Origin of the sequence: Salinimicrobium profundisediminis (genome assembly GCF_026241755.1) — a bacterium.
GTDB lineage: Bacteria > Bacteroidota > Bacteroidia > Flavobacteriales > Flavobacteriaceae > Salinimicrobium > Salinimicrobium profundisediminis.
On record NZ_JAPJDA010000014.1, the window covers coordinates 101872 to 128676 of the forward strand.

13 protein-coding genes are annotated in these 26805 nt (G+C 39.7%); all 13 read right to left on the reverse strand.

From position 1 onward, the window contains the following. Nucleotides 1-10: 10 nt before the first annotated feature. Nucleotides 11-2011: a glycoside hydrolase family 97 protein gene (locus OQ279_RS10000; protein WP_266069721.1), complete on the reverse strand. Its 2001-nt coding sequence runs from the start codon at nucleotides 2009-2011 to the stop codon at nucleotides 11-13. Between the two features lie 71 nt (nucleotides 2012-2082). Then, nucleotides 2083-4482 carry a glycoside hydrolase family 31 protein gene (locus tag OQ279_RS10005; protein ID WP_266069722.1) on the reverse strand — a complete coding sequence of 800 codons (2400 nt, stop codon included), beginning with the start codon at nucleotides 4480-4482 and terminating at the stop codon, nucleotides 2083-2085. 33 nt (nucleotides 4483-4515) lie between these two features. Continuing rightward, on the reverse strand, nucleotides 4516-6984 hold the full coding sequence (gene galB / locus OQ279_RS10010; protein ID WP_266069723.1) for a beta-galactosidase GalB: 2469 nt from the start codon (nucleotides 6982-6984) through the stop codon (nucleotides 4516-4518). 208 nt (nucleotides 6985-7192) lie between these two features. Further along, on the reverse strand, nucleotides 7193-8608 hold the full coding sequence (locus tag OQ279_RS10015; protein WP_266069724.1) for a hypothetical protein: 1416 nt from the start codon (nucleotides 8606-8608) through the stop codon (nucleotides 7193-7195). A 17-nt stretch (nucleotides 8609-8625) separates the two neighbouring features. Further along, on the reverse strand, nucleotides 8626-10212 hold the full coding sequence (locus OQ279_RS10020; RefSeq protein WP_266069725.1) for a RagB/SusD family nutrient uptake outer membrane protein: 1587 nt from the start codon (nucleotides 10210-10212) through the stop codon (nucleotides 8626-8628). Nucleotides 10213-10223: 11 nt separating this feature from the next. Next, the gene (locus OQ279_RS10025) at nucleotides 10224-13340 is read right to left on the reverse strand and encodes a SusC/RagA family TonB-linked outer membrane protein (protein WP_266069726.1); all 3117 of its coding nucleotides are present in this window, start codon (nucleotides 13338-13340) and stop codon (nucleotides 10224-10226) included. Next, on the reverse strand, nucleotides 13303-13557 hold the full coding sequence (locus OQ279_RS10030) for a hypothetical protein (RefSeq protein WP_266069728.1): 255 nt from the start codon (nucleotides 13555-13557) through the stop codon (nucleotides 13303-13305). The genes OQ279_RS10025 and OQ279_RS10030 overlap by 38 nt, the downstream gene beginning before the upstream one ends. A 404-nt stretch (nucleotides 13558-13961) precedes the next feature. Beyond that, nucleotides 13962-18038: a hybrid sensor histidine kinase/response regulator transcription factor gene (locus OQ279_RS10035; protein ID WP_266069730.1), complete on the reverse strand. Its 4077-nt coding sequence runs from the start codon at nucleotides 18036-18038 to the stop codon at nucleotides 13962-13964. Between the two features lie 764 nt (nucleotides 18039-18802). Beyond that, nucleotides 18803-20704: an OmpA family protein gene (locus OQ279_RS10040; protein WP_266069731.1), complete on the reverse strand. Its 1902-nt coding sequence runs from the start codon at nucleotides 20702-20704 to the stop codon at nucleotides 18803-18805. A gap of 16 nt (nucleotides 20705-20720) precedes the next feature. After that, nucleotides 20721-21650 carry a PorP/SprF family type IX secretion system membrane protein gene (locus tag OQ279_RS10045; protein ID WP_266069732.1) on the reverse strand — a complete coding sequence of 310 codons (930 nt, stop codon included), beginning with the start codon at nucleotides 21648-21650 and terminating at the stop codon, nucleotides 20721-20723. Nucleotides 21651-21667: 17 nt separating this feature from the next. Further along, nucleotides 21668-22921, reverse strand: a complete 1254-nt coding sequence (locus OQ279_RS10050) for a T9SS type B sorting domain-containing protein (RefSeq protein WP_266069733.1) — start codon at nucleotides 22919-22921, stop codon at nucleotides 21668-21670. Between the two features lie 2 nt (nucleotides 22922-22923). Next, nucleotides 22924-25290, reverse strand: coding sequence for a DUF8696 domain-containing protein (locus tag OQ279_RS10055; protein ID WP_266069734.1), 2367 nt, complete (start codon nucleotides 25288-25290; stop codon nucleotides 22924-22926). 51 nt (nucleotides 25291-25341) lie between these two features. Beyond that, a partial coding sequence (locus OQ279_RS10060) for an autotransporter outer membrane beta-barrel domain-containing protein (RefSeq protein ID WP_503167756.1) occupies nucleotides 25342-26805 on the reverse strand: 1464 nt, incomplete at its 5' end.

Genomic DNA, 26805 nt, shown 5'->3' on the forward strand with positions numbered 1-26805 from the left:
GAAGCAGCAATTACAACTTCCTAAACCTTATCGCTGTGCCTCCACTTTCACCAAGTTTCAGTGTAAGTTTATCGGCTGCATTTACTTCTTTTTTGCTTATTTCAACTTCCATCGGGCTTTTCTGATATCCGGTTCCTTCGGCATCGGCATAGATCTGGGCTTCATAAGTTGCCCCTTCATCTAAAAATGAGAGATCGATCTCCAGATCCCGACTTTCTTCATTGGTGATACTTCCCAAATACCAGTCGTCGCTGTCGATATCTTTTCTCACTGTGGTAATATATTCTCCAATTTCTCCATTGAGAATTTTTGTGTCCTCCCAGTTTACAGGCACGTCAAGCAGGAACTGAAAAGCCGGTTTATCAACGTAATTCTCGGGCAGGTCGGCGAACATCTGGACAGGAGAGAAGACCGTTACCAAAAGCGCGAGTTGTTTGGCTGTGGTGGAATGGACGTTCCTGCCGGGATAACCCTGGCTGATCTCCACATCAAAAATTCCGGCGGTGAAATCCATTGGCCCAGACAAGAAGCGGGTAAACGGAAGGATCACCGTATGCCCTGGAGGATTGCCTTCGCTCCAGGCGTTGTATTCAATTCCGCGGGCGCCTTCCCGGGCCATCATATTAGGATAAGTTCGGCGTTCGCCTGTGTCCTTTATAGGTTCATGGAAATAGACCGTCAGGTTATGCTCCGCGGCCTTTTTAAGAATGTACCTGAAATAGTTGACACCAAACTGACCGTGATGCCACTCCTTCATGTTGAGTTTAGAACCAACGTGACCTATTTTCACACTTTTGACTCCTACTTTGTTATAAAGAGCAAAAGCGCTGTCCACTTGTTTCAGGTAATTGTCAATATTGGAACCAGTTTCATGATAACCCACAATTCGCACCCCGTTTTCGGCAGCATAGTCGGTTACTTCTTTAAGATCAAAATCATCTGTGGAAGTGGTAAAATCGAACTCATGCATGTGACTCTCATACCATTGTGGAGTCCAACCTTTATTCCAGCCTTCAATCAGCAAATTGTCTACTCCCAATTGCTTTGCATAATCAATATGTTCTTTGGCATTTTTGGTGGATGCTCCGTGATCTGGCCCTTCCCAAAAAGTGTATTTTCCAATATGCATTCCCCACCAGATCCCGATATATTTATATGGTTCAATCCAGCTTGAATCCTCTATTTTATTAGGTTCATTTAAGTTTAGAATCAGATAAGAAGTTATAAGATCTTTAGGCTCTTTAGCTATTTGCAAAGTTCTCCATGGTGTGGTGAAAGAACCTGTGGTACGTACTTTCACGCCGTCTGACCATGGAACAAGGTCGGCCTTTAGTTCTGTACCCGATGTTGGGAAAAGGGTCATGCTGGCAAAATCGGTGAGGTTTGCTTCATGGAAACTTAAGGCAAGTCCGCTGTCACTCTCAATAGTAAGCGGAGTATGTACTGTATCAAGAGTACTTACCGGGGAAGCTTCATAAAGGTTTTCATAACGTTGCTCATGGTAAGCAGGAATCCACCAGGCTTTACCATCGTCCTTCAAATTAAAGGTGGTAAGCTCATCCATTATAAAAATGCTATCCTTAATTCCCTGCTCCGGAAAAACATATCTAAAGGCTATCCCATCATCAAAAGCTCTAAACTGCACCTGCAATTTTCTTTGCTTGCCCGATTTCTCCTGAAGGTTCACGAGCAGTTCATTATAGTGGTTCCTTATGTTCGACTTTTCACCCCAAACCTGTTCCCAGGTGTTGTCAAAAGTGGAACGCTCTACATCTGTTATTTTGAAATTTTTACTTAGCGAATCATTATCTCTGAAGACAAAACCCATTTCTGAAGCGCTTATTACCTCTGTATCTTCATGAGAAACCGAATATGTAGGTCTTTCATTTTCCAGGTCAAAAGTGATCTTATTTTGTCCTCCCGGGGAGCTTAGTTCGTAATTGGTTTCCTGTTGTGCACAACTTACAAAAGTGAAAAGCAGGGCAGGAATTATACTTAATTTCCTTATCATGATATTCTATTCATTACCGCCGATTTCTGAATAAAGATTTACTTAAAAATCAGCGGGGTTTTAATTATTGATTATTTCTTCCATTCAATTTTAAAGGTGGTCTGGCCCTTCAGCGGATTTTCCAAAACTTCAAAGGAATTTCCCCTTTTTGACACCTTTATGCTCTCAGCTTTAGTTGCTTCAGGTAAAAAAACCTTTCCGGAAGCAGCATTAGTATTATCGCTCGCGAAAACCTTCAGCTGTATATTTTTCCAGTCCATATCCTGGGTTGATTGTGCCAGTTTGATATGAGGGATCACTGAGCCGTCTTTTACAAGAGCGATAATAGGAATTTCACCAGCCTTTATTGTATGCCACCCACTCTCGTAAACTTTTCCAGATTGGTAGTCTATCCATTTGCCCGAAGGAAGATAAACTTCCCGCTCTGTAGTTTCTTCAAATAGCGGCGCCACCAGCATATCAGATCCAAACAGGTATTGATCATCGATCAACCAGGAGCCTGGATCATCGGGGAATTCAACAAACAGCGCACGCATCATTGGGAGCCCTTGTTCTGAACTTTCTTTTGCCTGGGCATAGATATAAGGCATTAATTCATACCGCATATTATCAGCTTTTCTGAAGGCTTTCAGGAAGCTTTCATTGTAAAGCCATGGCTCTGTTGGTGGTTCCCCGTGACTTCTCACGTGAGAAGAAAGCATCCCAAAGGGAGTCCATCTTCTGTAAAGATCTTCGGGGGCGGCTGTTACAAAGCCGCCGACATCATGACTCCAGAAGCTGAATCCGCTGAGGCCTAAGGAAAGTCCGCCGCGAAGGGTGGCCGACATTGCGGTATTGGTTGTGGCGGCATCACCACCCCAATGAAGCGGGTAACGCTGGCTACCAGCCCAGGTGCTTCTTGCCCAAATAAGGGAATAACCTTTTTCTTTTTTAGTAAGTTCAGCGACGACTTTGTTATAACGTAACGGGTACAGGTTGTGTTCGTAGAAGCCAGTGCGACCAGAATGATACAATCCTGTTGCGGGTGCAGCTTCTCCAAAATCTACTTTAAACACACCCACTCCCTGATCGAATAAATGCTTCAGTTTACCCTGGTACCAATCAACAGTTTCAGGATTTGAGAAATCGAGCACTGCATCTTCATAAGGAATATTGCCTTTCCTGTCTTTTACCACAAGACCTTGTTCAACTATCTCGTCAAAAAGGGTATTTTCAGGAGTAAAATATGGCAGCTGCCATAGCGAAACATGAAAACCATCTTCTTTCATGTCTTTCATCATATCTACGGGGTCTTCAAAACGATCGGCTGCAAACTCATAGTTGTTTCTCCAGTCTACATCAAACCATCCGGTATCAAAATGTATCACGTCACTTGGAATCTTATACTTTCGAAGATTTGATGCAATTTCCCGTCCTTCCTTTTCAGAAAAATAGGTGATGCGGCTCATCCAGAAACCAAAGGACCACAGCGGTGGCATTTCTGCTTTACCGGTGAGGTTGGTATATTCATCAAGAATGTCTTTTGGTTCGCCAAGGAAGAAGAAAAGATCGGCAACATCATCACCCAGCATCATGTTATTGGCTGCATTGAAATATTTTCCAAAGTCAACCGTAATGGGAGAAGAGGTGTGCATAAAAACCCCATACCCCCGACTGCTCATGTAGAACGGAATGGGCTTGTACATAGTTTCATTCTGAACCCCGTTGGCATCATCAACCCACAGCACCACTTTTTGACCCCGCTTGTTAAACTGGGTAAAAGACTCGCCAAGACCGAAGATCTTTTCTCCCGGCTCAAGGCTGAAGGCAGCCGCCATACTTCTTGAATAGTCGCTGTTTCTACGTACGTAAGAGAAAGGCAGCACCGGAGTGTAAGTGTTTTCAACATCTGTGAGATGTAAAGTACTGGTGAGCAATTTCCCGGTTTCATCATACAATTTTACGTGCCACGGCTTAGTGAGAATCTCTACTCTCCCGTTCTGGTTGGAATAGCTATGACCTCCTTCGATCTTTGAATACTTCCAAAGTTCGGGGTGGTTTGGCGCAACACCATCAATAAGCATGAGGGACTCTTTTTTCTTGTGGAATTGTCGTCCCGAAGCCATTTTTATGCGCACAGTCCTGTCCGATACAAATTGAACTTCAAAAGGTAATTCGGGAGAAATTTCATATTCGGTTGCAGGGAATTCATTAGCTTCAACAGGAACAGGCTTCATAAGCATGTTGTTAAAAGCCTGCCGGGTCTGGTAATCGTGCCGCAGATATTTTACGGTGCCTTTTCCGGTTTTGGAATCAAAATCTACCAGCTCATCTGCAAAATAAAAGGTGTTATTATAGTCGACGAAGTCTTTACTAACGTCTACCGGAGCGTTGAGAATGTCAACTTCCTGAAGTTGTGCCTTAGCACCAAAACTTCCAAAAAGTACCAGAAGTAAGGAAAGTCCCAACTTATTTAACCAGCCGTTCTTCATTTTTATAGTTTTATGGTTTAGGGGATTCATTTTCTATTCTAAATTTATGGTGGTGGTAGCTATTTGAAGACTATTTGCAGTGGCAGTCACTTCTACCGGCCCGGCTTCTTTTCCGGCACGGATGATCACCAGAACTTTTCCGCTTAAAGCTGAATGGGAGCTACCCTTAAAAGATTCGTGACTCGTAGGGTCGCCGCTGGCAACTCCGGCTATCTCTGCATTGCCTGTCACTTCAAAATGAATAACATTATTAGCCCGGGGTGCTATAGTTCCGTCTTCATCTGTGATATTTACAGTAATAAATGACAGGTCCTGTCCATCTGCTTTAATTGTTTGCCTGTCGGGCTGCATTTTTAACATTGCAGGTTCTCCGGCGGTTTTTACTTCTCTCTCAAGAACTACCTGTCCGTCCTTTCTGGAAACAGCCTTCAAAATGCCCTTTTTGAAAGGAAAGCGCCACATCACGTGCAGGTCATCTCCCTGCTTTTTCTTAGTGCCCATAGATTCTCCGTTCAGGAATAGCTCAACCTCGTCGGCATTATTATAATAGGCCCAAACATCTACAGTCTGTCCTTCCTCCCAGTTCCAATGCGGCAAAAGATGCAGGACAGGTTCATTGGTCCATTCACTTTTGTACATGTAATAAGAATCCTTCGGAAATCCTGCGAGATCAACTATTCCGAAGTAAGAACTTCTTGAGGGCCAGCCGTATGGTGTTGGCTCCCCAAGATAATCAAAACCTGTCCAGATGTAAAATCCTGAAAGGAAATCGTGTTTTTTGATGATCTTCCAGGTAGTTTCATGAGTAGAGCCCCATGGCGTTCTCACCTGGTCAAATGCTGAAACAGTATTGTCTGCATTACCACCGTCAAAAGGCAGGTCCCAGCGCACCGGCCAGATCTTTGTAGTATCTGAAGGAAATTCATAATATCCTCTTGTAGCCAGCGCCGAAGTAGTTTCGGTGGCTATAAAAGGCGTATTGGGGAAGTTCACCTGATGTTTTGGGTAAGTTTGATGGGCATAATTGTACCCGATAAGATCTAAAGCTCCCGATCCTGCAAGAGCATTGGGCTGCTGCGGCTCATCAAACTGTAAGGTCACGTCGTCTTCATTGGTGTGCACTGGCGGATTCATTCCGGCGGTGACAGGGCGGGTAGGATCAACTTCTTTGGTGATTCTCGCCAGCTCCCTTCCTATTTCGGCACCTCGCTCACTCCACTGCTCTGGGACCTCATTGCCAATACTCCATATAAAAATACTTGGGTGATTGCGGTCGCGAAGGAGCATATCTTTCATATCCCGCTCGTGCCATTCATCCCAAAAATTGCTGTAAGCGTTTTCTGTTTTGGCTCTTTCCCACATGTCAAAAGATTCGGCCATCACAATAAAACCCATTTTATCTGTTAGTTCCAGAAGTTCGGGAGCCGGTGGGTTATGAGCAGTTCTAATTCCGTTGACGCCCATTTCCTTCATGATCTCCAGTTGTCGTTCAATGGCTCTTTTGTTTACGGCGGCACCTAAAGGCCCCAGGTCATGATGGTTGTTTACACCTTTGATCTTCACCTGTTCACCATTCAGAATAAAACCTTTTTCAAGATCGAATTTAAAATCCCTGATCCCAAATTGCGTGGTGTATTGATCAATGACCTCTCCTTCAACCTTAATTCTTGTTACTGCGGAATAGAGCTGCGGATCTTCTGTGGACCATAACTGAGGTTGTGAAACCGTAATTTGCTGAGTTACTTCTGAAGTATCCTGCGCCTGAATCTCAAATTCTGCAGTAACTGAAGCAACCTCCTGATCTTTGTAATACAAAGAGGTCTCTAAAATGCCATTTTTGACACCGCTGTATTTGTTGGCAAGCCTTACCTCAACCTGAACCAAAGCACTGTCTCTGGATACTTTTGGAGTAGTAACAAATGTTCCCCATTGAGGTACATGTAACTTATCTGTTTGTTCCAGCCATACATTTCTATAAATCCCAGAACCTGAATACCAGCGGGAATTTGGTTGATCTGCATTGTTGACCTTTACCAGAATTTCATTTTGCTCATCCCCGTAATTGAGGTACGGAGTAAGATCATATTGAAACCCGATGTAACCGTTGGGCCTGTTGCCCAAATAACTTCCGTTGATCCAGATTTCACTGTCCTGGTAAACGCCATCAAAAGTTACTGCAGTTAGTTTGGTACTGTCTTTTGCTGCAAGGGTAAAACTTTTTTTGTACCAGCCAAGGCCGCCGGGAAGTGCCCCGCCGCCAACTCCTGCAGGGTGTTCAGGGCTAAAATCTCCTTCAATACTCCAGTCGTGCGGCACATTGAGGGTTCTCCATTGAGCTTCAGAAGAAGCCATTTTTGAAGAGTCGCCAAGAAAGAACTGCCAGTCTTCATTGAAGGAAATTTTTCTTTCTACCTGCCGGGCTTCAGAAGAAGAGTTTTCACAGGAATAAAGAAAGCTGAAAAATAAAATTAGTGCAGGAAAAATATACCTTTTTTGAAGCATGAGAATTCAGTTAAAAAAGCCTTTTTAATTACCAGGCCAGGGGTTAATAAGTTGAAACAAAAGGAAAGAAGCTTCAAATAGTTAAACCTCTTTCCTTTTAATTTCAGCAACTCAAACAACAAATTTGTTGTACCTTATTGTTAGTACATTAGGATTTCATCAATGGTAGCGGCAGGTTTGGTTGTTAGGTTTTCCTCCCGTTACCCTTTTAATCGTTATTACCTAAAACGTAATGGAATGACAACCACTCATCCTTACCTTCGTCATAGCTTGTTCCAAACCAGATTCCCTTTGTGGCGAAATCATCGTAGGCTTTGACCACTTTTAAGGTACTGGTAGTAGGACTCAAGGAATTTCCAATACCAAGGAGACTCATTCCATCTTTAAGAATGACTTCATTGGTTTCTTCATTTATGGTGAAGGTTCCGGAAGTTTCTACTCCATTCTGGTATTTGGTGTACGTTTGCCCGCCCCATTGATCAAACCTGATCCAGGAGTTTTTGGCCATTGCATCCCAATCTGCATTCCATCCCCAATCCCTGGTGCTGTCGGCATTTTCTGTCCAGCCAATTCCTCCAGCTATCCAGTCAATTGGATTTCCGGTAGCATCAAGTTCCCAAATCCTTCCGGAGGAAGGTCCACCGGTTAGCATTTGTAGTAATTCTCCCGGCGCGAATTCAGGATCAAATCCTTCATCTATTGTGGGTTCTTCTACAACAGGTACGTAGTTGTCTTTGTATTCTTTAGAAACGAAGTTATACACCAACATTGCAGCACCTTCATTGTTACAACCGTCGGGCCTCAAAACCCCAAGTTGCATGGCATCTTCTGTGAGGGAGAAAATTCTAATATCTCCAAAGTCAATAGCACAGGCATCCACCCCTTCATTGTGAAGAATTCCCGCATCATTAAGAGATAAGGTATGTGCGTCTTTATCTAGATAAAAAGTTCCGGATTGTTCTCCCAGCCCAGCTAACATTTTATGGTCTACGGTCACGTAGGGCCCACCTTTAAGGCTGAAGGTCATAGAACCGTAATCTCCCGCCGGCATTAACCATTGGTTACCGGCCCAATTTGGCTGCCAGTTCCAGCAATCGCCATCTTCTTCATAACAACCGTCCTTACCTCCTTCGAGCCATCCGTTATCTGTTCCATAGAAATAAAGAGGGCCGCTAAAAAAGGTCGATGCCCCGTTTTCATCAAGGTCAAGATACCAGGTTTTGGATTCTCCATTCCCACCGGTTAGTTTAGACCACAATGGATCATTTACATAACTCAAGTTATCTTCGGTGACATTAATGGTTACGGGATCCATATTGACCACACCTCCTTGTGTTATAACTTTAAGGTCAATAGTGTAATCTCCCTGGAAAGCATAGCGTATAGTATCAACTACCTTACTGGATCTACCTGTACCATAGTTCCATACGGGACTTGCTCCAGGTGTGTCGAACTTGAGTATAACAGTGTTTCCACCCGGATCAATGTCATAATCCTGAATTACTTCAAAATTGATCTGTGAGGGGGCTAATTTATTTCCAAGGTTGTAATCCTCCGGCTGGCAGGCTGTAAAGATCAGCATAGACACCAACAGGAAACCTAGAATTGCTTTATATTTTTTCATAATTTTTCCTTTTAATTTTACCATCCTGGGTTCTGAACAAGTACACCATCTGAGAGTGTAATTTGATTACTCGGAATTTGCTGAAGACCTTCGGTAGTTTGGATATTAGAAGCTGATATAGTTTTTTGTGCTTCAACTCCGCCATTGAGCAGGGTAGTACTCACCGCTATTTCCTGAGCTGCTTCACTTACACCTCGTCTAAGCAGATCCCAATACCTTAAACCTTCAAGGGCAAATTCAAGCCTTCTCTCTTCCTGAAGACGTTCTGTTGTGATCGCCAAAGGAGTGAAATCATTCTGGTAGGCCCGCTGGCGTACCTCATCAAAATAGGCCTGAGCATTAGGGCTGCCTAATTCGGCCGCCATTAGTAGTACGTCGGCATATCGTATTGCAAAATAGTCCTGGAACTGCCCAATCATAAAGTTAGTTCCTCCCAACTCTACGGCAAGGCTACTACCATCTTCTGTCGCCATAGGCGCATATTTTTTACTGTAGTATCCTGTGTATTCCCGTTGACCCTTAACATTATCAAAAGGCACCTCTTCTTCTTCAATGGCTATTATAGATGCGTTTTGTCTTGTATCGGTTTCATCATAGGCATCATATAAGTCTTCTGTTACTGTTACTCCCCAGCCATTAGCATAAGGATAACTTGTAAACTCCCGCATTCCAAGCATTACCATCCAGTGGTTTCCATCTGTATTCCCATCATAGTCACTGGTGAATGTAAACTTCACGCCAAATACAATCTCCTGGTTATTTTCACCTGCAAAATCTTCAAGGGAGGCTGCCGGCCATAGGTTAGCATAATCAGGGACGAGGGCATGGCCACTATTAGCAATCACATCTTCGAGGTGCGCAAGGGCATCTGACTGACTTACCAGGCCTACAAGATCTGATTCACCATAATACCCTGTATAATACAAATAAACCCGGGCCAGCATAGATTTGGCAGCCCATTTGGTAATTCTACCTGCCTGTACAGTATTATAAGCAACTGCAGGAAGGTTCTCTGCCGCAAAAAGTAAATCTTCTGCAACTACAGCATATACTTCTTCTGGAGTCGCCGGGGGAATGTTATCTGAGCTGGGCTCGGTTAATAATGGAATATTGCCCCATAATTGAACCATTTGAAAATAGAGATAACCTCTTATAAATCTGGTTTCAGATTCGATTTGATTCCTCCTGGCCATGTCTTCACTCCAGTCAATCTGGTCTAACTTGATTAGAAGGGTATTTGCTCTAAATATGGCTCTGTAGTAAGCAATCCATTGTGGTTCATAAAGGTTGGCATCTGTTGGAGAACGATTGACATCAAACTCGTCTACAGCCTGGTAAGTAAAGCTATCGGCATTTCCGGTACCTCCATAGGCATTATCAGAGAGAATCATACTTGCCAGTGGATAGCTTAAACCATCTACACCAACCACCGCCTGCATACCATCATATACTCCTACTAATGCAGCTTCGGCATCTTTGGGAGTTTTATAGAAGTTTTCATCTGTTATTTCTGTGATGAGTTCGGCATCAAGAAAATCTTTTGTGCAGGAGGTTGTCGCCAACATTCCTAACATCAATAAGAAAGTGATTTTAAATCTTTTCATGCTGTTTTTTATTAAAATGTTACGTTTAATCCTACCAATAATGTTCGAGGTCTTGGATAGTACCCAAGGTCAACTCCCGATGAAAAGTTAAAGGTGCCATTAGAGATACCATATCCAACTTCGGGATCCATTCCGTTATATTCGGTAAAAGTATACAGGTTCAAAGCCGAGAAATAAACACGTAGTTTATCTACTTTAAATGCATCTGTAATATTAGTAAGGTCATATCCCAGCGTTACATTGCTGATCCTTAAGAAGTCTCCATCCTGTACATAAAGGTCAGAAAATCTTGAATAGTTCCTATTGTCAAGTGTAACTCTTGGAGTGCTGTTGGTTGAACCCGGACCTGTCCAGCGCTCAAAAACAGCGGTTGTATAATTGGCAAACTGACTGGCCTGATTACGGTAAGATTGCACGATTTGATTTCCTGCAACTCCATTTGCAAGAAGTGTGAAGTCTAAGCCTTTGTACTCAAAGTTTACATTGAAGCCATACGTAAGATCGGGATTGGGATCTCCAATGTTTGTCTTATCACTGTCATTGATTAAACCATCACCGTTCTGATCTACAAAAATGACGTCTCCAGGACTTGCAGCGGGTTGAATAAGTTTACCATTGGCTCTGTAATTGTTCACTTCTTCTTCTGTCTGGAAAATTCCTGCAGTCTCAAGTCCCCAAAAATATCCAAGAGGATACCCACTTTGGGCACGATAGAACTCGGGAGCGTTATCAAATAATTGATTTGTTTCACCGTGAATTATGCCATCATTTGAAGGGATATTCCCAACTTCATTCTGGTTATAGGATCCATTAACCCCAACATTAAAATTGAAGTCTCCAATGTGATTGTTATAAGAAAGGGCGAGTTCAACACCTGAGTTGGTTACGTCACCTCCATTGATAAAAGGCGCACCCGCACCCGAAGTGGCACTATTGGGAGCCAAAATAAGCCAGTCTTTACTTGTCTTCTCATATATATCCAGAGTAACGCTAAGAGTGCTCTGGAATAATCTGGCATCAATACCAAAGTTTACCTCTTCTGATGTTTCCCACTGTAGATTTGGGTTTGGTAATCTACTGGGATAAGCTCCAGGGGTAAGTACTCCTTCTTCATTTCCGAAATTGTAATTTGTATTGGCAAAGGTTATAGGAGCCAGATACTGAAAGGCCGATGAATTTTGGTTACCTACCTGCCCCCAGCTTGCACGAAGTTTTAGGTAGTTGACCACATTGGAGTCAATAAGAAAATCTTCGGCTGAAGCGACCCATCCTACGGAAACTGAAGGGAAATATCCCCACCTGTTTCCTTCAGCAAAATTTGAGGAACCATCGGCTCTAAAAGTAGTATTTAAGAGATACTTATCCTGATAGTTATAATTAAATCTTCCGAAGTAAGACATTCTCATATTCTCAGGGTTTGGACCACCATTTTGTTCTATTTGGCTACCATCTGTGTTCAAAGCATTGTCCAGCCAGGCGTGTTCAAGATCATTAAAATTTAAATCTACATTACTGGCATTTATGTACGTTCCCTGAAACTTATATGCCGAGGTTCCCCCCATCACTTCAAAAAGGTGATCATCGTTTATGTCAAAATTGTACGTGATAAGATTGTCCCACAATAGAGAATATCCCTTACTTTGGTTTTGGTAAACCCTGTCTCTGTCTCTAAAGGCATAACTGGAGAGCTGATAGATGGGCAAATAAGAATGCCCTTCAGAAGCGTAATAATCCAATCCTAAACTGGTCCTGAATTTGAGGTTGTCAAGTAACTGCATTTCGGCATAAACATTACCTAACAGCTTCTGAGTATTGTTCTCATTTTGGTTATTGTATACCATAGAGGCGTAAGGGTTATTGTAGCCCGTTAACCATTCCTCATCATCATTGGAAGTATCATAATAATTTCCAGCTTCATCAAACATAGGAAGTAAGGGAGGCGTACCAAAGGCGCCACGTAAGGTGTTATTGAATTGATTTCCTACCCCAACACCATTACTGTTGATATATGCAAAAGTGAAATTCTCACCAAAAGTGAGGAATCCATCATATAACTCATGTTCAGAATTAAACCTGAAGTTCACTCGCTCATAATTTGAAAAATCTTCACCTCCAACAATTCCCTCTTCCTGAGTATAGGCAAGAGAAGAAGAGAAAGTAGAAGTCTCACTACCTCCAGTAAAACCAAGGATATAATTTTGAGTGACGGCATCATCGACAAACATTTCGTCAATCCAGTCTACACCTTCGCCAAGTTCAGCAATTTGTTCGGGACTGAATATTGCTGATCTCCCTGAATTTAAAGCTGCTTCATTGGTGATGATCGCATATTCATGTGAGTTTAGCATGTCTATTTTATTGGACACATTCTGAACCCCATAGTATGAGTCAAAAGTGATCCTTGAAGTATTCTTTCTACCCCCACGAGTAGTAACCAGTACTACCCCATTTGAAGCTTGGGAACCATATATGGCCGCCGATGCTGCATCTTTAAGAATAGAGATGGATTCAATATCGGCGTTATTAAGATATGAAATATCGCCTGTTAAAACTCCGTCTACTACATAAAGGGGGTTATTGCCACTTGTAGATCCTAATCCTCTAATATTGACGTTCAAACCAGATCCTGGCTGTCCTGAAGTTGAAGTGATCTGGACCCCGGGAGTTTGCCCCTGCATTGCCTGTAGGGCACTGGTCGTACTCCTTTTTTGAAGGTCATCTCCATCTACCTGTACACTGGCGCCGGTTACCAAAGCTTTTCTCTGAGTACCGTAACCAATTAGCACGATCTCATCAAGCTCTGAAGTAGCTATCTCCAATACCACATCGATTTGATTAAGATTATTTACAGGAATTTCCTGAGTAATAAACCCCACATAGCTAAAGACCAGAGCTGCATTTGGATCAATATCGATTTCGTAATAACCATCAAAATCGGTTGTAGTTCCCGTTGTAGTTCCCTGTACCATGACGTTGACTCCTGGTATTGGCAAACCGTCTGAACCAGATACTACCGTACCAGTAACGGTGTTCTGTTGTGCCCAAACCGGAGAAACTGAAAGGATCCCGATGAGGAAGGCCAGGCAGCTTCTAAATAATCCCAATTTGGTGAAAGTATTTTTCTTCATTGTGCATAAGATTTAATAAAGCAGTTAATAGTTTTAAAATTTTTAATTTGGTTGGTTTGGTTGATTTTTCATTCAACGTAAACGATTTCGCTTTATCTATTAAAGTAGCTGCAATGTCCTCAATAAGCTCGTTGAATAATAGTATAAAATCATCATATGATAGGACTTTTTGTTCACGACGCACCACCTCAGCCCCTGTCACCACTGCAGTTTTCAAAATGTCTTATTTTACTTACAGTTAGCGTTAAGGGAAAAAGTAAAATCTATTAGACTGGAAAATTCAGCTTCAAATAAATTCTCAGAAACAGAATTAATTCTCTGAAAACACTGAAAAAATTCATCTGGACGTAAACATGCTCTTCCCGGTGGAGACAAAAATTCTGAAGAATTAAGCAAATAAATTTACCAGGGACATCTGATGGAAGGATTTGATCTTTCTAAAAAGGTATTTTGTTAGCCAATCTTCGAGAATTTGGAGATAAATCTTAAAATAAGGAGAGCTGTAAGAGCAAGAAAGGAGACAACTTATTTAGGTGTAGAATTAGAACCCTTTGCCTGAAGAATTATAGCTTCATAACAAAACAAACATAGAAAGGAGGCAATAACTATAAGTATTATCAGCTAGTCACATGATAATTTTGTCCTCACTTCAGACGGTAACATGTTATACTTTTTCTTGTAGTTCTTTGTAAAGTATTTTGGGTTGTTGTAACCTACTTCAAAAGCTATCTCCGAAATTGTCAATTCACTTTTAATAAGAAGCTCCCTTCCCCTGTCGAGCCTAATGTCTCGTATTAATTCTTTGGGCGATTTCTCCAGCCTTGTTACCATCTTATTATAAAGGAAGGTTCTGCTCACCCCCATGTCAGCCGCTAATTTTTCTACCGAGTAATTTGTATTGTTCAAATTTTTATCAATAACCTTAAGAGCTTTGCGCATAAACGCATCATCTTCGGGTTCAATATCAACTTTTTTTGTTTCAACCTCTATTTTTTTACGGTAAGTCTGCTGCAGTGACTTTCTTTGAGAAATGAGGTTCTGAATACGGGAATACAGGACTTCAAAATTAAAAGGCTTAACTATGTAGTCGCTCACACCCGTTTTTAGCCCACTCAGAATACTTTCTTCATCACCATGGGCAGTTAATAGGACAAAAGGAATATGTCGGGTCCTGGCATCATTACGGATTTTAGCACATAATTCAGCACCATCCATTAAAGGCATAGACCAGTCCGAAATGATGACATCTGGCTGAACTGAAAGTGCTTTCTTCCATCCATCCTGCCCATTAGTAGCCGTAAACACTTTAAAAGACCTATTAAAACTCTTAGTTAAATATGTAAGAAGACTTTGATCATCTTCTATAATTAATAAGGTGGGAATATCATTAGTCTCCCCGCCTAACACCTCTTTTCCTAAGGTTTTATCGAGAAAATTTTCAGAAGAAGTTCCACCCACTTCTGCAATTTCAGGAATCTCGATCTTTTGAAGAGGAATACTAAGAGAGAATACAGAACCTTTTCCCGGTTCACTTTCTACCTCAATAGTTCCTTTGTGCAATTCGATAAGCTCTTTTACCAACGAAAGACCAATTCCACTACCAGACCTGTTGTTATTTTCTGGCTGAATAACTTTGTAAAACCGATCAAAGATCTTTGCCTGGTCCTCACTCGAAATTCCTATTCCCGAATCGGCAATACTAATTTGCAGAAGTTTTTTATGAGTGGTAGAAGAAATGTCTACAATTTTAGCGTTTACGGTTATCGTTCCATTTTCAGGTGTAAATTTAAAGGCATTAGACAACAAGTTGAAAAGGATCTTATCGAGTTTGTCAATATCAAAGGAAGTAACAAATTCCTTTGTTTCTGTATGGAAAATTAGGTTGATATTCTTGTTTTCAGAAAGTATTTTAAAAGAATCCACTGTTTGTTCAACAAATTCAATTATGTTTCCTTTGGAGGTGGATAGCAATGGCGTTTCCTGTATTTTGGGCAAGTCGAGGATCTCGTTGATAAGACCATACAGGCGTCTTGCATTACGGTTGATGGTTTCCAGTTGCTCCTTAGCTTCCAGATTAATTTCACGTGCTTTAAGTCTTTCAATGGGAGCGAGAATTAGCGAGAGTGGAGTTTTAAACTCATGACTTATGTTCGTAAAGAACCTGATTTTCATTAGATCCATTTCGTGAAGATGAGCTGCTTCTCTCTTTTCCTGTTCAAACAGGAAGTTTCGACGCTGTCGCTTTATAATATTTCTCCTGGAAAAATATAAAAGGAAGATCACCAGTAATAGATAAAGAACATATGCATACGGAGTTTTGTAAAAAGGAGGTAAAACACTCAACATAAGTGTAGCACCCTCAGAGTTCCAAACATGATCGTTATTGGAAGCCTGCACCTGGAATTCATAAGTTCCCGGATCAAGGTTTGTATATGTGACGCGACGATCATTGCTACCTACTTCCTGCCAGTCCTGATCAAAACCTACAAGCCTGTACCTGTATCGGTTTTTAGAAGGTTGCATAAAGTCCAGGGCTGCAAATTCCATGGAGAATAAATTTTCATCGTGGTGAAGCCTTATCTCTGAAGTTTGGTGAATTGGCTTCGACAGGAGTACTCTATCATTGACCTTCTGTAATGGGCTAATTTTTTTATTAAAGAGCGCGAAAGAAGTAAAAACTACATGAGGAGGCTTCTCGTTAAAATTAAAGGTCTTAGGGTTAAAAGTATTAAATCCATTGAGACCACCTGCAAAGAGAGTCCCGTTTCGGGACTTGAAAAGAGAATTTTCATTAAACAATTTTCCCTGAAGCCCATCCTCATCATCATATTTCTGAAAGTCGGGAACTATTCTTCCGGTGGATTCTTCAATCTTACTTTTTCTAAATTGTACCAGCCCATAAGCAGTGGCTAACCAAAGGTCTTTTTGATCATCTTCATTTATAGCTACCACTTTTTTTCCCGGTAGACCATCCATGGTATTATAATGGTAGAATGTTTCGGCATTAGGATTAAAAAGATCGAGCCCTTCTTGAGTTCCTACCCAGATATTATCATCACTGTCCTTAAATATAGCAAGGATCTGGTCGCTGCTCAAGGTGCCGCTATCCTTTGGGTTATTCTGAAAGTGCTTCGATTCTCCAGTTAATGGGTTTATTACATCAATACCATTAACACCTCCCAGCCAAATATTCCCTTCTGCATCTTCTGTAATTGCAGAGATATAATTACAATGAACTTCATATTCTCCCCCTTCCTCGCTTGAGTTTATGAATTCTTCTGTATCAGGATTAAATACATCAACACCACCTTCGAGTGTCCCCACCCATATATTCCCCTTAGAGTCTTCAAATAATTCCCAGATACTATTTCCGCCAACTCCTCCTGTTTCATTCTCTTTTCGATTATAATGTTTAAACTCTCTGCCGTTAAATTTATTAAGTCCACCAAGAAAGGTTCCCGCCCATAGATCACCACGGGAGTCGACAAGAAGACTTACTATAACATTGCTGGAGATACTTGAAGGTACTTTGGGATTGTGAAGGTACTGTGTATATTTCCAGGTTTTTAGATCTAAAGAGATAAGACCACCACCATTTGTTCCCATCCAGATATTTCCCTGTTCATCTTCTGCAAATACGTTAACATCATTAAAGGGAAGGCTGCCAGCATCTGAAATTAAATTTTGATGATGATCAAACCTCATAATATTCTTGTTGTAGTAATCAACACCATTTTTATAAGTACCCGCCCATATAATTCCGGCCGGGTCAGCATAAAGAGAAGTAAGGCTATTATGGGATAAACTATTCTCAATTTCAGGATTTGAAAGAATATAATCAAAGCTGAAATCTTCTTTGTTTACAACGGTAATACCACCATGATCTGTACCTATCCAAATATTCCCATCCTGGTCTTTTACCACATCTGTGATTAAGTTACTATTGAGGCTGATTGGAGTTGTATTTTTACTAAAATTCCTGATAAGGTCCTTCTCTGCATTGTAATAAAAGATTCCAAAATCTTTATAAAGATGAATCCATAGGTCATCTTCATTATCAACAACTATGCGGTAATCATGAATATCCCCACCAAAGGTGTTATACAACTCGTTATTGGTATAGGTGATTTTATTTATTTTTCCATCTAACCTCTCAAAAATGCCATTTGTGTGAATAACCCAGTAATTACCACTTGAATCTTCAGAGAACCAGGATATGTTGTTTGTACTTAAGGAACCTTTTTCTCCGGAGGAAGTTAGCCTTAACACTTTTCCGGTTTTAGGCGAATACTTACTTATACCTTCCCCCTCCTGGATGATCCAGAAATTTCCATGAGAATCCCGACTAATTTCTTTTACCTCTTTCTGCGGAAGTCCCATCTTTTTAAGAAGATAAAACTGACTTGCTGAAAATTTTTCGGTCCTGGGATCAAAAATACTCATCCCAAGTGCGTTTTGGATCCAGAGATTACCAAACGGACCTTCAAAAATTTTGCGGTAATCTTTAGATTGGAGCAATAATGGATCTGCCGGATCGGGATTAAAGATCTCTATACTGTAACCGTCAAACCTGTTTAAGCCTGAAGAAGTTCCAATCCAAAGAAATCCTATACTATCCCTGTAAAAGCAATTAATGGAGCCGGTAGATAAACCATCTGCGATACCCAGGTGAGAAAACCTGTATTGATCTTGAGGCATCTTCTTTTCCTCAAACGATTGAGCATAAAGGTTTGAAGAGAGAATAAAAAAAATCAAGCCAATAAATCTCATAATCAAAGGATACAGGAGTCGGAATTAATACGAATAGTCACAAACCCAATGCACACCAGATTTCTCATGTATTACCAGGCAAACATACTTTTCTGATCATCAACCCCTTATTCATCAACATACTCTATAAATAAAGAGCATGAAATATAAGGCTATAAGTTCTATTATGAAAACTTTAACACGCAATTCCAGAGTGGCCAAAATCGTAGGAGGCATTCTTCACCATTTAAGAGAAATTCTCGACCCTTCTCTTATATTTACATCGATACTCAAACAAAAAAAATCCTGATAATCATAAGATTAACAGGATTTTGATTTCCTTTAAAAGTTAAAAGTAGCCTCGCCAAGAATCGAACTATTCTTTCGAAAGCCTTATTTTAAAGGGCTTCACCTGATTAATGCCTATGATGTTGACGATTTGTGAACTCTAACTGGTGATTTTTTCACATCGCATAATAAAGGTAATCATTTGATTCCAAATTGAATCCAAGAGGAAAATTTGAAATAAGCTGTTGAATTTTAATTTTGATAAAAGATGAATAAGCTCATTTTTATTTAGAACTTCCAAACCTCACGGGATAGTGTCGTCTTAATTCTCAATTACCGACTACAGATAAACCAAAAACATTAATTTTATCCCATCAAGCAGTTTTAATTAAGGGAAGCTTACAGTAATATTTAGAATCTAAAAGTTAATCTTTTATAACAAATTCAGACCGTCTATTCTTTTGATGTTCTTCGGCAGGACAATTTTCATCATTTCCACAGTTATTTAGAAGCCTCTCTTCCCCCAATCCTTTAGTGCTTAGCCTTTGTTTATCTATACCTTTATCTACGAGATATTGCTTAGTAGAAAGAGCCCTTCTCTCAGATAATAATTTATTATAGGCATCAGCACCCCTGCTATCTGTATGAGATCTAATTTCAATTTTTAATTCTGGATATTCCTGCATAACCGCTAGTAGCTTCTCTAATTCTATTTCAGCATCATCCCTAATATTCGTCCTATCAAAATCAAATAGTATATATTTTATATTTAGCAGACTACTAATATCGGTTCCAGGGGTAAGGGCAAGTATGTTCCTTTTTAAGGAGAAATTAATTTCCTGGCTTTTTGCCCTGTCTTCACTCCACTTCTCTTTAGCGTCATAGTTTTCTTTAGCCGCCTGTAGCCTATAAATATCAAAATAATTAACGGCAATACTATAATTCCCTGCCGCATCTGTACTTGTAGAATCTAATAATGCCTCTCCATTATATAATTTAATTGTTGCATTCATTAAGGGTTTTCCTCCGTCTTCATCGATAACTCTTCCTGAAATTATAGATTTATAACCATCTATAATCTCCTGATCTTCCTTGAATACGTAAATATTGTCAAGTTCAAAAGTTCTATCATGCGTACGATTTGAGCTAAAAAATCCCATTTTTGAATCGCTGTTAATTCCGAAAGAAAAATCGTCTGCATAAGAATTAACCGGGCGGCCAACATTCAGAATATTACTAAAGCCTGAATCTTCCATTTTCACATAAAATACATCCAGCCCTCCAAGCCCATAATGTCCATCAGACGAAAAATAAAGTTCATTTTCGTCTGAAACAAAAGGGAAAGTTTCTTTTCCCTTTGTGTTTATTTTTGATCCTAAATTTTCGGGTTCGTTTAGACTTCCATCTGTGTTTATACTTGTTCTATAAATATCAGACTCCCCATACCCCCCCGGCCTGTTTGAAGTAAAATATAAAAGTTTCTCTTCCTTATCTAAAGCGGGATGGGCAGTAGAGTACCCTTCAATATTTATTGCTAAATCTTCCAGATCTTCCCATTTACCATCTTTTAAATGAGCTCGGTAAATTTTTAAATTCTGGTTTTCAGGTTTATTACTACTTCTATTGCTACCGGTAAAATATAAGGTTTGCCCATCTTTTGTAATTGCAGCTGAAGATTCGTGATACTTCCCATTTACAATCCCTTTCAATTTTTTAGGACTACTAAGAGTGGAATCCTCCTGCATTTGCACCTCATACAAGTTTAGGAAATTGAGGCCGTCCCAGGAACTATTTCTTTGTATAAAATTAGATGTATCCTGGGTGGAGGCATATATTAATTTACCATTTTGGAAAGTATGCCCAAATTCTCTTCCATCTGTATTTACACCTCTTAATATATCAATAGAATATCTTCCAGAATTTTGATCGATCAAATAAGCGTAATCTTCAACAGATAGTTCTTTATGCTTCTCAAATAAATTATATATTTTTTTGGCATTTTTGGATTCTCCAACTGCTTGAAGGCATTGTGCATATCGCCTTAGATATTCTTCCTCCTGATTACTATTTAGAGCAAAGAGTTTTTTATACCATACGAGGGCGTCTTCATAGGCTGCATTAAAGTAGTAAGAGTTACCCAGTCTTTGAAATAGCTCTTCTGACTCAAAACCTTTTTGAGCAACTTTTAAGTAAATTTCCCGGGCATTAATATATCCATAGTTTTCATATTGTCTTTCCGCTTTATCAAGTTTAGATTCCTGGGCTTCAATTGATAAAAACGCAAAAAGAAAGAGTATTATATACAGATATTTAAAATTCTTGATCATAAACTAATTGTTACATTTAAAAGAAACGGGGATTCACTTTGTTGCTTATCCTCGTTCCCAACTCAAACCGAAGAAAAATTTCGTGTGAACCAGAATTATAATGGGTTAAAGACGTGGTATCATAATCATATGCATATCCAACCATGATCTCATCAGATATATTAAATGCAGCTAAAGCTCCTACCGCGGCGTCAAAACGGTAAGATGCCCCAAGAGTGAAATCATTATATATTTGGAAGTTAGCAGAAAAATCTACAGCTAAAGGAGCGCCACTTACAGCCTTAATTAATAGCGCAGGTTTAAGTTTTACATCCTGATTTAGATTAAATATATAGCCTCCAATGGCGTATAAATGCATTTTTTCGGTGGCGGTAGAAATCGCAATTTCATCATAATGTTCTGTTTCCAGCATATTAGGAGTAGATAATCCCAAATACCATTTATTTGAATGTAGATAGAAACCTAAGCCCACAATTGGTGAAGTAAAATTTCTACTGATAAAATTTACATCATTAGGATTTTCAAGGCTCAATTTATTCACATCCAGATTGAACATATTAAGCCCTGCCTTCAAACCAAAAGAAAGTTTAGTGTCCGTATTAAAAATGGGTATGCTATATGAAAAATCTGCAGTTATATTATCTTCAGAAGAGGGACCTACACGATCACTTACAAAATTAACACCCAGTCCAACTCTTTTTACCCCTACAGGAGAGTTAACTGAGAAGTTTAATGTTTCTGGTGCACCATCTAAACCTACCCATTGGGCACGGTACATTCCATAAGCACTAAGCATTCCTCTACTACCTGCATAGCCTGGATTTATATTCACAGTATTATACATATACTGACTATATTGAGAATCTTGTTGCGCATTTACGTCCTGAAGGCAAAAAATAAGACTACCCAGTAAGAAAAAAAGTGTTTTATTAAATTGTATTCTCATTCGTTTTTTTTTACTGATTAGTTACCATTGAGATATAGATAACCTGCCTTTTTGAAGATATTTTTTTCATCATTCCCATTGGTATAATCAAATTTGAGTATATAGAAATAAGTTCCTGTAGGCAATTGCTTTTCCCCCTCAATATTCAATCTGCCATTAGAAAAACCATCAAACAAATCCCCATCTTCTCCGTAGTTATCTGTTTCAAAAACTTTAACTCCCCATCTATTGTAGACTTCTACCTGAAGATTTTCGGTACAGGTATTTGAAGCTCCTGTATTGATTTTGAGATAATCATTTACGCCATCATTATTGGGTGATACTGCATTATAAACTGTTATTTGGCAGGGGAGAACATTAGAATCGTCCATTCTGGCTAGTGTAAAAACACCCCCCTCTTTAACAACAGTTGAAACTGTTTGGTTGTCGTTACTTACAATTCCTCCCTCATCTATCCATCTATTTTCTTCTACATCCCACCTGACAATGTGAATAGAACCTTCTCGAGGTTCATGTAGTATTCCAGCTGGAGTTGTATTCTCATTCCAGGAAAGGGTAATAAATGTATCTTCTGTATTTCCAGTATTTTCAATTATCCAGTATTCCTGGTCATTAATAAGTTCTACAAAATCGGGACGTAAATGATGAGGATATAGAGCATCGCTGTTTTCCAGTATATATTTAGACTCTATAATACTTGCTTCATTTGATAACTCTGAAGTTCCGGCATACCTGTAAAAACCACCATCTCCAATTGGAAAAATAAAATCTTCGGCACCGTAATGTCCTACCCTACCGTCTACATGACTGTTATTGGAAGTATTGATATGACTAGAGTTTTCTCCAAAAAATAGACTTCCTCCGTAATTATCGTTGTCGATAATACCATACAAGAAGCTGGACTCTCCCTCAATAGTTATGTCTCCTGATAAATGAAATGGAGATAACTGACTCTGGTTGTTAAATTCAGTATTATAAAAATAACTTTCCTGACTCCCTGAGATCTCCTGATTAGCCGCACCCAGAAAACGGATTAATCCTGTATTTTCATAATAATTGATAATACCATCATTATTAAAGTTCCTGTATATAAAAGTTTCTCCATCATTGTAAAACTCTCCTGCATCTGCATTGTTAAAATTATTAACTACAGAAAATTGAGTATTCACATTCACATAAAGTGTCCCCAGATTTGTAGTCTGGGCTGAAGAGTTTATTGAGAAACCCAAAAGTGAAAATAGCATTGTTGAATACTGATAAAGGTGCTTCATACCTAATTATTTTGAGCTTTGGATGGTAGCATAGGGTTACTTATTATACCACATCTCTTAGTGGTCACTGCTATAATATTTGTTGGTTGAGATTCACATTGAAACCCGTTCGTCTCGGTAATAGTTATTCTTCTAAATAAAGTTGAAGTTCTAACCACACCTGGTTGATAACTCTCACCGGATGCTCCAGACACCTCTTCCCATATAATTCCTCCATCAGTAGAAAACTGCCAACGGTAACTAACAATACCATTTCCACTGCCAGATGATTGAGAGGTAATTACCCCTGGAATGCGACCCGAACATATTTCCTCTCCCCCACTTATACTCCCGGCTTCCGGATTTTCCAATACAATAACTTCAATTTCTGCAAGATCACTTTCACAGGTGCCGTTAGTTTGTGCCACATAATAAATGGTTGACCCAGGGGTACTGGTGCTGGGAGTAAATGGAATATTAGATCCCGTACCTCCCTCGTTTAAAAACCATCTTAAAGTAAATCCCTCATTTGCTGCTGCAGTTAAAGGTTGTGCCTCTTCTCCTTGACAATAATAGACGGGACTTGTTACTGTGGGAACTAATGGTGCCGGAATAATCTCAATAGAATCTTCATTATTTCCTAAATTCTCGGGTGGCTCAATATTTTCAGCGTTTGTGCCACTCGAGCTTCTAAGCTCCACCACAGCTGAATTAGTATAACCCTGACTGGCATTCACCGTATAATAAATCTTGGGAAAAGAAAAACCTGAACTTAAAACCCCACTACCTGTTTTGGTAAAAGTATATGTACTCCCTGTGTTGGTGTAACTCCATCCGCTATTGCTGGGATTAACAATAGTAGCTCCTGGAGGAAGTGTCTCTGTGACCACTACCTGATTGGTGCTGCTATAGTTTAAATTGTTAGACCCTAAGTTAGTAACTTCGAGTGTGAATCTATTTCCATTTGTGCTATCTAAACAAGATTGATCTACAGTTTTGTTAACTACCATATCTATTCCCTCTGCAATTACGGGAGTATTGACTACAGAAGTATTATTTCCTAAATCCTCATCTGATATATCTGTTGGTAAAGCACTTACAACGTTAGTGACAATATTACCTGCAGGAACTTCCTTTAGCCTGCCCGAAACCTTTATTATACCAGCAGAATTAGCAGAAAGATTTAAACTCCCGGTAAATTCATTAATTGAAGAATTGACAGGTAAACTTGTACCGGCTAAAAAACCTTCAGCTGTAATATTGGTTATCTCAAAGACAGAGGGATCCAATACATTGCCTTCACCATCTGTTAACTTATCTTCAAATTGAATATTCTCTAATGCTCCATCTGTATCGTTGACTATTTCAATATTGTAAGAAATCTCATTTTCATTATTCCCTACATCAATACTTCTTAAGGTACTTTTATCGGTCTTTTTGATAACTCGCAAATTTCCCGGAGTGGTTACCAACACATTACGTATTTCGTGAAAGTTGAACGAACCCCCGGTAGATGCTGCAAAACCAAGTTTTAATAGATTTGGTGGTACATCACTGGTGGTGTATGTAATCAATTGTGTGAAATTACCATCGTAAGTTTTGGTCCACCTCACTATAATCTCATAACCCGCACTTCCTCCAAGTGGGATTATTTCGATTTGAATTCTTCGATAAAATGTTGAGTAATCCGGGCGTATGCTCCTAACAGTATTATAATCTATTTCGTTTCGAGCTCTAATCGTGTTTGCTGTCCCACTTCTATCTCCAATTTTTGCTCCTGCTAAAAAACGGTTAGTGGTGGAACTGCTGTTAGTGGTTGGACCTCTCAACACAACAGTATTGGGAACTTCGGCTGCATTGTTTCCATCCATAGCTATTCGCCCAATTCTTCCTTCATTATTGTTTCCAAAATTTCCGTAAGAATCTAAACCAATTCCTACATATCCCCCTGTTACTCCTTGTTGTGTACCTGCATTAGTATTAGGCGCATACCCTAATGATCCTCCATATCCACCTAAATTAAAATCTTGTGGCTCAACAGTTCCATCAAATAAGAACACCCCTATACCATCTGCTCCGTTATTTGAATCATTCCTGCTTCTCCACATGATATATTCAAAGTCTACAAGAACACCCAATGTTGACGGGAATGACTTATTTACATAAGCAAAACCTTTACGGTTACCAACATCCTCTGTTAGTCTCAACCACCCATCATTCACAGGATCAGCCACGCCAGAAGTAAGATAAGCACCGTCTCCAATTATAATATCATTTGATGCATTACCTTTAAAACTTTCTGTTATGGTAAACTGAGCATTTACCTGAATACTAAGCAGTATAAATACGATAAATGGAAAAACAGGTTTCACTTCAATATTTCTAAACATTTCTTGTATGCATTTTGATTAAATAAATGTTTTGTATAAAAACATTTTGAGTTATGGTTTTATAACAAAAACAATATTCATAAATGATCCCACCGTTATATCTGCATTATTTAGAACATCATAGCTTAATACTCCACTATCTGAAACACTTACATTCTCAAAAACATTGGTATCATACCAGGTGATATAGTAATCTAATTCACTCGCTGGTAGCACAGGAAGCGTTGTTGTGGACCCCGGGTTCACTACCAGGCCAGATCCAAATTGATCGGCATAGCGCTGGTGTAGATCTATTTCTCCAAATGTTTCCCCCGCAGGCACCTGACTTGCATCGGTAGGGATGATAATAGATGGCATATAGAAAAATTTGGGCATGGCAGATTTTATTTGAGTAATAACGTTCTCTTCATTTGTGTAAGTAAATGTTCCGTCTAAATTATCTTCTAGAGGAGAGACAATGGATGCATTTTCCTGAATCTCATCTAAAGCATCCTGAACATTTACGGCAGTTAACCCGCTGGTTGTATTGTCATAAATTAAAGCATCGGCATTAGTGTCAATTGAAGCAATTACAGCTCCAGTGGAATCTGTGAAATTGTACAAACCAGATGCTGCATCATAAACAACTTCAACTGAAAGCACATCAAATTCAACATCAGTACCGTCATTACTGGTGAAAGTGTAAGAACCATCAGCATTATCCGTTAAGTTCGACTTAGATACTGTTCCAAGAACGGTTGTTCCATCAGATCCAAGCAAAGAGAAACTTCCATCTTCATTATCTTCAATCGTAAGGTTCCCAAAACCGGTTTCCAGTTCTGTAAACAGCTCCTCTAAAGCCGACTGGACATTAGTGGCTGTAAAACTGTTGGTGGTGTTATCAAAGGCAATTGCATCGGCATTAGTGTCTATTGAAGCAATTACAGCTCCGGTGGAATCTGTGAAATTGTACAAACCAGATGTAGCATCATAAACAACTTCAACTGAAAGCACATCAAATTCAACATCAGTACCATCATTACTAGTGAAAGTGTAAGAACCATCAGCATTATCCGTTAAGTTCGACTTAGATACTGTTCCAAGGACAGTTGTTCCATCAGCTCCAAGCAAAGAGAAACTTCCATCTTCATTATCTTCAATCGTAAGGTTCCCAAAACCGGTTTCCAGTTCTGTAAACAGCTCCTCTAAAGCCGACTGGACATTAGTGGCTGTAAAACTGTTGGTGGTGTTATCAAAGGCAATTGCATCGGCATTAGTGTCTATTGAAGCAATTACAGCTCCGGTGGAATCTGTGAAATTGTACAAACCAGATGTAGCATCATAAACAACTTCAACTGAAAGCACATCAAATTCAACATCAGTACCGTCATTACTGGTGAAAGTGTAAGAACCATCTGCATTATCCGTTAAGTTCGACTTAGATACTGTTCCAAGAACGGTTGTTCCATCAGCTCCAAGCAAAGAGAAACTTCCATCTTCATTATCTTCGATCGTAAGGTTCCCAAAACCGGTTTC

Coding starts and splice junctions, on each gene's coding strand:
- OQ279_RS10000 (WP_266069721.1), bottom strand. CDS start 2,011: ATGATAAGGAAATTAAGTATAATTCCTGCCCTGCTTTTCACTTTTGTA.
- OQ279_RS10005 (WP_266069722.1), bottom strand. CDS start 4,482: ATGAAGAACGGCTGGTTAAATAAGTTGGGACTTTCCTTACTTCTGGTA.
- galB (WP_266069723.1), bottom strand. CDS start 6,984: ATGCTTCAAAAAAGGTATATTTTTCCTGCACTAATTTTATTTTTCAGC.
- OQ279_RS10015 (WP_266069724.1), bottom strand. CDS start 8,608: ATGAAAAAATATAAAGCAATTCTAGGTTTCCTGTTGGTGTCTATGCTG.
- OQ279_RS10020 (WP_266069725.1), bottom strand. CDS start 10,212: ATGAAAAGATTTAAAATCACTTTCTTATTGATGTTAGGAATGTTGGCG.
- OQ279_RS10025 (WP_266069726.1), bottom strand. CDS start 13,340: ATGAAGAAAAATACTTTCACCAAATTGGGATTATTTAGAAGCTGCCTG.
- OQ279_RS10035 (WP_266069730.1), bottom strand. CDS start 18,038: ATGCCTCAAGATCAATACAGGTTTTCTCACCTGGGTATCGCAGATGGT.
- OQ279_RS10040 (WP_266069731.1), bottom strand. CDS start 20,704: ATGATCAAGAATTTTAAATATCTGTATATAATACTCTTTCTTTTTGCG.
- OQ279_RS10045 (WP_266069732.1), bottom strand. CDS start 21,650: ATGAGAATACAATTTAATAAAACACTTTTTTTCTTACTGGGTAGTCTT.
- OQ279_RS10050 (WP_266069733.1), bottom strand. CDS start 22,921: ATGAAGCACCTTTATCAGTATTCAACAATGCTATTTTCACTTTTGGGT.
- OQ279_RS10055 (WP_266069734.1), bottom strand. CDS start 25,290: ATGTTTAGAAATATTGAAGTGAAACCTGTTTTTCCATTTATCGTATTT.